This is a genomic window from Reyranella sp. (assembly GCF_004297265.1).
GTDB lineage: Bacteria > Pseudomonadota > Alphaproteobacteria > Reyranellales > Reyranellaceae > Reyranella.
Genome location: NZ_SCUT01000033.1, coordinates 21,138 through 29,397 on the forward strand (window position 1 = coordinate 21,138; position 8,260 = coordinate 29,397).

Genomic DNA, 8,260 nt, shown 5'->3' on the forward strand with positions numbered 1-8,260 from the left:
CGACTACATCGCCATGTCGCGGTCCCAGCGCTTCACCCAGTCGGCGCGATTGTCGGCGACGAATTTCCAGTCGATGCCGAACATGGTCGCGTTGGTCGGCGCACCGGCCGGCACGGGCGTGTCCTTGTTGGTCGGCAGCGAATAGGTGGCGGCAGAGAGCTTGGCCTGGACCTCCGGCCCGATCATCTCGTTTATGTAGCCGGCGGCCAGCTCCGGCTGCGGCCCGCCCTTCACCAGCGCGACGCCCGACGGCATGGCGAAGATTCCTTCCTTCGGCACGGCGATCTCGACCGGCGCGCCGGCGGCCTTGCGCTCCAGCGCCACCTGCGAGATCGCGCTCGAGATCATGAAGCCTTCGCCCTGTTCCAGCAGGTTGTAGGCCTGCGGCATCTGCGTGTAGGCGGTCAGCAGGTTGGGCTTGATGGTCACCAGCTTCTTGAAGCCGGCATCGATGTCCTTCTGCGCCTCGGGCATCGGCTTCCCGGTGGCGAGGAAGGCCGCCATGAACAGGTTGGCGAGGCCTTCGGTGTTCTGCAGCGACGGCAGGATCACGCGGCCCTTGTACTTTGGATCGTAGGCGTCGGCCCACGAGGTCGGCGCCGTCTTCATGGCCTTGGGATTGTAGGCGATGCCGAGCCAGGGCTGCAGGTAGTTGCACCACATTCCGTCCATGTGGACGGTGCCCGGCTTCAGCATGGCGAGGTTCGGCACCTTGGCGGCGGTCAGCGGATCGAGCAGTCCCTCGGCGACGGCCGGGATCATGACCGGATCGTCCATCATGACGACCGACAGATACTGCTTGTCCTTGTTCTTCTGCATCTTCTCGAGGTTGACCAGGGAGCGCGAGCCCTCGAACACGACCTTGCAGGAGAACTTCTTCTCGACGACCGGCGCGATGATGGTCTCGACGAAACCCTTGTGGCTCGCGGCGCCGCCGACCACCAGTTCCTTCCCCTGGGCGCGCAGGATTCGCGGCGCGGCCAGTGCCGCCGTAGCGGCGCCGGCAGCCGCGAGGATGCCGCGACGGTTGAGGACGGCGATCTTTGACTTGTTCATAGGCAATTCCCCCTGATCGAGGACGGGCAAGCAAGGACTGTGCCGATGGACGGGGCTGCAATGCGGCGCGGGTTGCCCCTCCCCGGGGCACAGCAGGGCTATCGCATGTGAAGTTTTCCGTCGTCTCGACCGAAGCCGAGCGCAGCGAGGCGGAGTGGAAAGACCTTTTTTCCACCTATAGCCGTCAAATGGAGGAAGAAAGGTCCCTCCACTCCGCTTCGCTCCGGTCGGAACGACGGGCGATTGGGGCACATGCGACAGGCCGGGGGGCACAGGCGGGCACCTTTGCCGCGGTCGGGCGTTCAGGCTCCATGTCTGACAAACCGCCCCCGGCGTCCGCGGCGACGGATGTCGAAAAGCTTCGCCGCCACGTCCGCATCCTGGTCGAGCTGGGCCGGCTTGCCGGACAGCGTTGGACGCCCGAACGCTTCCTCGACCAGGCGGTCGTGCAGGTCGGCCGCGCGATCGAGATCCATCACGTCAAGATCATGCAGTACCGTCCCGCGACGGCCGACCTGCTGATGGTCGCCGGCACCGGCTGGAAGAAGGGCCTGGTGCGGGTGGTGACGTTTCCGTCCGACCTGCGCTCGCCGCCCGGCCGCGCCTATCTTACCGCGGAGCCGGTCTCCATCGCCGACTGCTCGAAGGCGCCTGACTTCGTTCTGTCCGACATGTTGAAGGAACATGGCATCGTCTCACTGGCAAACGTGCCGATCCTCACCGACGGTGCCGCCTGGGGTGTGCTCGAGGTCGACAGCACGGTGCCGCGCGACTTCAGCGCCGACACGCTCTCGTTCATGATCGCAGCCGGAGCGATCATCGGCTCGACCCTGGAGCGCCGGACGTCGCCGGGCGGCGAGTCGGCGGCGCTGGCGGAAGCGGCGGCGGAGGCCAGGCGCCGCGAGGTTCTGTTGCGCGAGCTGCAGCACCGGGTGAAGAACAACTTCCAGCTCATCCTTGCCTCGATCAGCCTGCAGAAGCGACGCTTCGATCCGGGCGAGACCCATCGCGCGCTCGACCACATCACCAACCGCATCCATGCGATCTCGCTCGCCCACGACCAGCTGTCGCCGCGCCAGGATGCGCAGACGGTCGACGTGGCGGGCTACCTCCGCGCGCTCTGCGCCTCGATCGAACAGCAGGTGGAGAACGTGGCGATCGAGATCGAGGCGGATGAGATCGCCCTTTCGATCGAGCGCGCCATGCCGCTGGGCCTCGTTGTCAACGAGGCGGTGACGAACAGCGTGAAACATGCCTTCGCCGGACGGGCCGGTCACATTTTCGTGCGACTGCAGGCCGGGGTCGGTTTCGGCGAGGGAAGGCTGGTCGTCATCGACGACGGCAACGGTTTCGAGAAGCACGAGTCCAGCGGCTCGGGCCTGAAGCTGATCGAATCGCTGGCGCGGCAGATCGGCGGCCAGGTCTCGATCGAGAGTTCGCGAAAGGGCACGTCCACGTCTGTCACCTTCCCGATCATCGGCTGAACCGGTCGCCGCGTGCGGCGTTTCGGCATTCGCCCTTCCGTACGGGAACTAACCGAGTGTTTCAGTCGTTCTAGTGCCGTGTCGGGCAGGCCGGCGGCATCCGGAAATCCGGAGCGCGAGCCAGGGGGGTGTTTGTTGGAAAACAAGACAGCAGTGCTCGTGCTGATCGCAGAGGATCAGGCGGAGATCGGCGACGTGTTGAAGGAATCTTTCGAGGATGGCGGCTACGCGGTGCTGCTCGCAGCCACGGCCGAAGAGGCGATGGCCGCGCTCGACGCGCAGGGTGAGGCGGTGCGGGCCCTCGTCACCGACATCAAGCTCGGGTCGAGTACCACCGGCTGGGACGTGGCGCGGCATGCGCGCGAACTGAAGCCCGAAATGCCGGTGGTCTACATGACCGGCTCCGAAAGCAACGACTGGCCCGTGCTCGGCGTGCCCAACAGTATCCTGGTGCCCAAGCCCTTCGCGCCGGCTCAGGTCATCACCGCGGTCTCGCAACTCCTGAACGCGAGCAGCACGCCCGGCGCGTGAATCCCGCGATCAAGTCCGCGAGACCCAGCCTCTGAACGTGAAGCCGGCGTAGAAGAGAGCCACGTCGGAGAACCCCGCCTCGCGCAGGACCGCCACCTCTTCGTCGGCGGACAGGAGCGGCAGGCGATCCGCCATCCTCGCCGCCGCGAGGCGCGACCGGGCGAAGTCGGCGCCCGCCCGGTCGGCGAAGGCCACCGATCGGTCGAGCCATGCCACCGCATCGTCGCCATTGGGGATACTGTGATGGGCGACGACCAGCGGTGCGCCCGGCTTCAGGCGTCGGCGGATTTCCCGCAGCGTGCGCAGGCGCTCCTCCCGTTGCAGGAAGTGCAGGGTGAGCAGACAGGTCGCGCCGTCGAAGGGTCCCCGCGGCGCGCTGTCGACCAAGCCCTGACGCAGATCGACGCGCGCGGCGAGCGGTCCCAGCACGCGGCGCGCGAGGTCGAGCATCCCGGCCGACGGATCGACGCCGACGAAACGCCAGCGCGGCTGCGCCTCGGCGAACGCCTTCAGTTCGAGGCCACCGCCGGCACCCACGACGAGAATGTCCGCCGCCGAGGGCGCATGCTCCGCCAGCAGCAGCATCGCCATGCGGTGCAGGTCGGCGTAGCCCGGCACCTTGCGCGGCGTGCTCGCGACATAGTCCGCGTTCATCGCGGGCGCGGCGAAGGGCTGCGCCCCGTTCATCCGCCGAACACGAGCGCGCGGTGGAGCGACGTTCCAGCGGTGACGCCGTCGGCCACCGCCCAGCTGACGCTGTGCGGCGCGCGGGCGATGTCGCCCGCGGCATAGAGGCCGGGCACGCTCGTCATTCTGTCGGCATCCGTCCGGATGATCGGGCCCGCCGGCCCCTCGTCGATCGCCGCCCCGAGCTGCCCGGCGATCGGGCTGGCCAGGCACGATTGCGGTGCGACGTAGAGTGCGGCGAGGGCACGCACGCGGCCGTCCTCGAACTCGATTCCGGACAAGGCGCCGCCGTCGCCGACCAGACGCGCCACCTTGCGGGGTTCTACCGTCACAACGTGCCGCGCAAGCCGTCCCGCGCTCTCGGAGTCGATCGCCGCGCCGTTCAGGAACAGGGTCGTCGGCCCCCATTCGGCGACCAGGCAGGCCTGATGGACCGACATGGGCGTGCGATAGAGCACGCCCAGCGGGCGGTCGCTGAATTCGAAACCGTGACAGTAGGGACAATGCAGCACCGTGCGGCCCCAGCGTTCCTTCAGGCCCGGGATCGGGTCCAGCGCGTCGCGCAGCCCGAAGGCGAGGATTGCCTTGCGCGCCGCGATCTCCTCGCCGCCCGCCAGCGCGACGGCGAAGCCGTCGCCGCGCACGCTCGCACCCGAGGCTTCGCCCTCGACGAAGGTGACGCTTGGATAGGCCGCGAGCTGCGCCCGCGCCCGGGCCAGGATCGACGACGGATCGCTGCCGTCCGACCCCAGGAAACCATGCGAGGCCTCGGCGAAGCGGTTGCGCGGCTGGCCCGCGTCGACGACGCACACGCGGCGGCGCGCGCGGGCGAGGTAGGTGGCGGCGGCGAGGCCGGCAAAGGCGCCTCCGACGATGACGGCGTCATGCTGCATGGTTCTTCTCCAGGTCGGTCGACCCGCCGCGTCGGGCGAGGCGTTCGTGAAAGTCGGCGCTCAGCGCCGCCAGGGTGAGGGCGCCGAAGCGCCGGAGCAGCAGCGCCTCGGCCTCGTCGAAGGCGTCGCCGAGGGCGGCGTTCACCGCCTGCTCGACGAGACAGCCGGGCGCCTCGGTACGGTTGCCCGTGGCCAGCAGCCCGGGCCGCCCGAGCGCTTCGTAGACGTCGAGCAGGGTCACGGCGCGAAGATCGCAGGCGATCGTCCAGCCGCCGCCGTGGCCCTTTTCCGATTGGACGAACCCGCGCTCGCGCAGGCCCGCCATCAGCCGGCGGATCACCACCGGATTGGTCCCCATGGCGCGCGCCAACATCTCCGACGTCATCGGCCCCGGATGCTCCGCCATGTGCAGCAGGACGTGCAGCACGCCCGAAAGCCGGTTGTCTTTTCTCATGGAACTTGATATGTTACGTGTGTCGTCCGCTTTCAAGCCCTGCCCGGCAATCTCATCTGCCAAGCCATTGAAAACGCTCTGAATTTTGGAAAATAAACGAAACAAGCGAAATAAGCGAAACAAACGAATCGAAAAAGGCGGATTCCGGCGCAGGTAGCATGGTACCTCCCTTGGCGTGCTGGTCCCGGCAACCGGCGCTCGCCCGCAGGCGTTCCTGCGGCTTCGGGAGGGAACGGAGGGATGGCGCGGAAGCTCAAGGCCTTCACGACCTCGGCGGGGTTCTTCGATCTCGCGGTGTCGGCTCCGTCGATGAAGGCGGCGCTCGAAGCCTGGGGCGCCGGGGCCAACCTGTTCCACCAGGGCTTCGCCCGGCAGACCGACGAGGCGGCGATCGTGAAAGCCACGATGGCGCGGCCGGGGGTGGTGCTGCGGCGGCCGGTCGGCACCGACCAGCCCTTCCGGGAAGAAGCCGAGGCGTCGGAGGCGCCGTTCGAGGGCCGGGTCGCGAAGAAGCCGAAGGCGGCCAAATCCAGGGCCGCGGCATCCAAGCCGAAGCCCGCCCCGCAGAAGCCGCGGAGCCCCCGCGATGAACGCGCGGCCGCGCGCGCCTTCGAGAAGGAGCGCGAGCGGCGCGAACGCCGGGAGCGGCAGGAGGCGGCCGCCCGGCGCAAGGAGGCGGCGCGGCGGGATCGCGCCATGGCCGCCGCCACGGCGGCGCTCGAAAAGGCCGAGGCGCGCCATGAGGCGACCGTCGCGGAGATAGAGCAGGCCCGCGCGGCGCTGGACACGAGGGCCGATCGCGAGGCCGGCCGCTGGCGCCGCGAGCGGGAGACGCTCGAAGAGAGGTTGCGCGAGGCGCGGGTGCCGCGTCACCTGCGGCCGCTCTGACGTCGCGGTCTGACGCCGTCCTGGCGCCCCGCTACCGGCCCTTCAACCGGGCCACTTCCTCTTCGAGTTCCTTGATGCGCCGGGCGAGGTTGTCGACGGCGGGTGCGATCTCGGCCTCGCTGTAGCGGGGGACGATGTGCTGGCGGCAGTTGATGTCCCAGGCCTCGATGGTGAAGGCGATCGCCCGCTGCGGACGCGCGCGATAGGTCGGGTCGACCAGGCGCTCCATCAGTTCGAGGTCGCCTTCGACGATCCTCGCCCGCCCCCACAGTTTCAGCCGCTGCTGGGTGGCGAAGTGCAGCACGAAGATGTGCGCGCGGTCGTTCTCGCGCAGATGGCCGAGCGAGATGTACTGCTGGTTGCCCGCGAAATCGGCGAAGGCCAGCGTGTGGGTGCCGATGGGCTTCAGGAAACCCGGCGGCCCGCCGCGATGCTGAATATAAGGTCGGCCGTCGGCGCTGGCCGTCGCGAAGAAGAAGGTATCGATGACGCCGAGGAAGCGGCGGAGATCGTCGGTGATCTCCGTGTTCCAGGTCCGGCCCTCGAACTGGGTGCGCGATCCGAGACGCGTCTGCTCCGCCTTCACCGCGGCCGAGAACATCACGTCTTCGGGATCGCTCATCCCAGCCGCTCCATCGTTACCCCAGCTTCTTGCCCAGCCGGCCGGCGGTTTCCTGGATGAACTGCCAGGCGACGCGGCCCGAGCGCGAACCGCGCGTGATCGCCCATTCGACCGCCTGCTTGCGAAGCTCGTCCTTCGGGACATCGAGGCCGTAGAACGCGCAATAGCCTTCGATCATCGCGAAGAACGTGTCCTGGTCGGCATTGTGGAAGCCGAGCCACAGGCCGAAGCGATCCGACAGCGAGACCTTCTCTTCGACGGCTTCCGACGGATTGATCGCCGTCGAGCGCTCGTTCTCGATCATGTCGCGCGGCATCAGGTGGCGCCGGTTCGACGTCGCATAGAACACGACGTTGTCCGGCCGGCCCTCGATGCCGCCGTCGAGCACGGCCTTCAGCGACTTGTAGGCGGCGTCCTGCCCGTCGAACGAGAGGTCGTCGCAGAAGACGATGAAGCGACGTCTCGAATCGCGGATCATGGTGAGCAGCGCGGGCAGGGAGGGGATGTCCTCGCGATGGATCTCGACCAGTGCGAGCGGGCCGGGCGGGCCGCCCATCTCGCGGTTCACGTGGGCGTGCACCGCCTTCACGATCGAGCTCTTGCCCGCGCCGCGCGAGCCCCAGAGCAGCGCATTGTTGGCCGGCAGGCCCTTGGCGAAGCGCCTCGTATTCTCGACCAGGGTCTCCTTCTGGCGGTCGATTCCGACCAGGAGATCGAGGTTCACGCGGTTGACCCTGGGGACCGCCTCGAGACGGTGGCCGGCCGCATGCCAGACATAGGCTTCGGCCGCATTGATGTCGGCGCCGGCAGGAAGAGGGGGCGCCAGGCGGTCGAGCGCTGCCGCAATGCGTGAAATAGTGGCTTTAAGGTCTTGATCCATCGTCGCCGGCCGCAGAAAAGGGGGGCGACCATATCGCCCCCCGCTTACATTGCAAAGCGGGGCGGGACCGCTATAGTCCGCGCGCTTTTTCGACGGCCGGAAGATTCGGGAGCAGAAGATGTTCATTTCGCAGGCGTGGGCGCAGGGCGCTGGTGGCGGTGGCGGGGATTTCCTCGTCCAGCTCTTCCCGCTGGTCCTCATCTTCGTCGTCTTCTACTTCCTGCTGATCCGTCCGCAGCAGGCCAAGGTGCGCGCCCAGCGCGAGATGCTGGCCGGCGTGAAGCGCGGCGATCGCGTCGTCACCGGCGGCGGCATCATCGGCCTGGTCACCAAGGTGATCTCCGACAACGAGGTCCAGGTGGAACTTGCCGAGGGCGTGCGGGTTCGCATCATCAAGCAGACCATCACGGACATCCTGACGCGCGGCGAATCGGTGCGCGGCCCGAAGGACAGCAGCGAAGAAGACGACAAGCCCATGCTGCCGCCGCCGGCCCCCGCCGCGGAGCGCAAGAGCCTGCTGGGCAGCCTGTTCGGCGGCGGCCCCAAGAAGTAACGAGGCGGAGAGGATCTAGGTCGGAATGCTCAACCTTCCGCGCTGGCAGACCATCGTCATTGCCGGCATCACGCTGCTGTCGGCGTTGTTCGCGCTGCCGAATCTGCTGCCGGCCAGCGTGCTGGATCACATGCCGCACTGGTATGCGAACAGCCGCATCAATCTCGGTCTCGACCTGCGCGGCGGTGCGCATTTCCTGCTGGAAGCCGACC

The 8,260-nt window shown here is 67.9% G+C and carries 10 protein-coding genes and 1 pseudogene; 5 read left to right on the plus strand and 6 right to left on the minus strand.

What is annotated here, in order from left to right; translation table 11 throughout:
* Nucleotides 1-3: 3 nt before the first annotated feature.
* Nucleotides 4-1,056, minus strand: coding sequence for an ABC transporter substrate-binding protein (locus EPO41_RS15165; protein ID WP_296326575.1), 1,053 nt, complete (start codon nt 1,054-1,056; stop codon nt 4-6).
* A gap of 311 nt (nt 1,057-1,367) precedes the next feature.
* On the opposite strand from EPO41_RS15165, the gene EPO41_RS15170 reads away from it, so the two are divergent.
* Both EPO41_RS15170 and EPO41_RS15175 read left to right on the plus strand, forming a co-directional pair.
* Entirely contained in the window at nt 1,368-2,540 is a 1,173-nt protein-coding gene (locus EPO41_RS15170; protein ID WP_296326577.1) for a histidine kinase dimerization/phosphoacceptor domain -containing protein, read from the plus strand.
* A 135-nt stretch (nt 2,541-2,675) separates the two neighbouring features.
* Nucleotides 2,676-3,071 (plus strand): response regulator, encoded by a 396-nt coding sequence (locus tag EPO41_RS15175; protein WP_296326579.1) that lies wholly within the window; start codon nt 2,676-2,678, stop codon nt 3,069-3,071.
* A 9-nt stretch (nt 3,072-3,080) separates the two neighbouring features.
* On the opposite strand, the gene EPO41_RS15180 is transcribed toward EPO41_RS15175, so the two are convergent.
* From EPO41_RS15180 to EPO41_RS15190, 3 genes are read right to left on the minus strand one after another with little or no spacing between them, the layout of a single operon-like run.
* Nucleotides 3,081-3,758 (minus strand): class I SAM-dependent methyltransferase, encoded by a 678-nt coding sequence (locus EPO41_RS15180; RefSeq protein WP_296326581.1) that lies wholly within the window; start codon nt 3,756-3,758, stop codon nt 3,081-3,083.
* The gene (locus EPO41_RS15185) at nt 3,755-4,651 is read right to left on the minus strand and encodes an NAD(P)/FAD-dependent oxidoreductase (RefSeq protein ID WP_296326583.1); all 897 of its coding nucleotides are present in this window, start codon (nt 4,649-4,651) and stop codon (nt 3,755-3,757) included. Before EPO41_RS15185 ends, EPO41_RS15180 begins: the two co-directional genes overlap by 4 nt.
* The gene (locus EPO41_RS15190) at nt 4,641-5,105 is read right to left on the minus strand and encodes an Rrf2 family transcriptional regulator (RefSeq protein WP_296326585.1); all 465 of its coding nucleotides are present in this window, start codon (nt 5,103-5,105) and stop codon (nt 4,641-4,643) included. Before EPO41_RS15190 ends, EPO41_RS15185 begins: the two co-directional genes overlap by 11 nt.
* Before the next feature lie 240 nt (nt 5,106-5,345).
* Between EPO41_RS15190 and EPO41_RS15195 the strand changes: the two genes are divergently transcribed.
* Nucleotides 5,346-5,993, plus strand: coding sequence for a cell envelope biogenesis protein TolA (locus EPO41_RS15195; RefSeq protein WP_296326587.1), 648 nt, complete (start codon nt 5,346-5,348; stop codon nt 5,991-5,993).
* Nucleotides 5,994-6,024: 31 nt separating this feature from the next.
* Here the strand turns inward: EPO41_RS15195 and EPO41_RS15200 are convergent, their stop codons facing one another.
* Nucleotides 6,025-6,615 (minus strand): pyridoxamine 5'-phosphate oxidase family protein, encoded by a 591-nt coding sequence (locus tag EPO41_RS15200; RefSeq protein ID WP_296326589.1) that lies wholly within the window; start codon nt 6,613-6,615, stop codon nt 6,025-6,027.
* A gap of 16 nt (nt 6,616-6,631) precedes the next feature.
* Nucleotides 6,632-7,495 (minus strand): ATP-binding protein, encoded by an 864-nt coding sequence (locus tag EPO41_RS15205; protein WP_296326591.1) that lies wholly within the window; start codon nt 7,493-7,495, stop codon nt 6,632-6,634.
* 118 nt (nt 7,496-7,613) lie between these two features.
* On the opposite strand from EPO41_RS15205, the gene yajC reads away from it, so the two are divergent.
* Complete coding sequence (yajC, locus tag EPO41_RS15210; RefSeq protein ID WP_296326593.1) at nt 7,614-8,048, plus strand: preprotein translocase subunit YajC; 435 nt, start codon at nt 7,614-7,616, stop codon at nt 8,046-8,048.
* Nucleotides 8,049-8,073: 25 nt separating this feature from the next.
* Nucleotides 8,074-8,260 (plus strand): annotated as a pseudogene (locus EPO41_RS15215) (protein translocase subunit SecD); the annotation flags it as partial.

Coding starts and splice junctions, on each gene's coding strand:
- EPO41_RS15165 (WP_296326575.1), bottom strand. CDS start 1,056: ATGAACAAGTCAAAGATCGCCGTCCTCAACCGTCGCGGCATCCTCGCG.
- EPO41_RS15170 (WP_296326577.1), top strand. CDS start 1,368: ATGTCTGACAAACCGCCCCCGGCGTCCGCGGCGACGGATGTCGAAAAG.
- EPO41_RS15180 (WP_296326581.1), bottom strand. CDS start 3,758: ATGAACGGGGCGCAGCCCTTCGCCGCGCCCGCGATGAACGCGGACTAT.
- EPO41_RS15185 (WP_296326583.1), bottom strand. CDS start 4,651: ATGCAGCATGACGCCGTCATCGTCGGAGGCGCCTTTGCCGGCCTCGCC.
- EPO41_RS15190 (WP_296326585.1), bottom strand. CDS start 5,105: ATGAGAAAAGACAACCGGCTTTCGGGCGTGCTGCACGTCCTGCTGCAC.
- EPO41_RS15195 (WP_296326587.1), top strand. CDS start 5,346: ATGGCGCGGAAGCTCAAGGCCTTCACGACCTCGGCGGGGTTCTTCGAT.
- EPO41_RS15200 (WP_296326589.1), bottom strand. CDS start 6,615: ATGAGCGATCCCGAAGACGTGATGTTCTCGGCCGCGGTGAAGGCGGAG.
- EPO41_RS15205 (WP_296326591.1), bottom strand. CDS start 7,495: ATGGATCAAGACCTTAAAGCCACTATTTCACGCATTGCGGCAGCGCTC.
- yajC (WP_296326593.1), top strand. CDS start 7,614: ATGTTCATTTCGCAGGCGTGGGCGCAGGGCGCTGGTGGCGGTGGCGGG.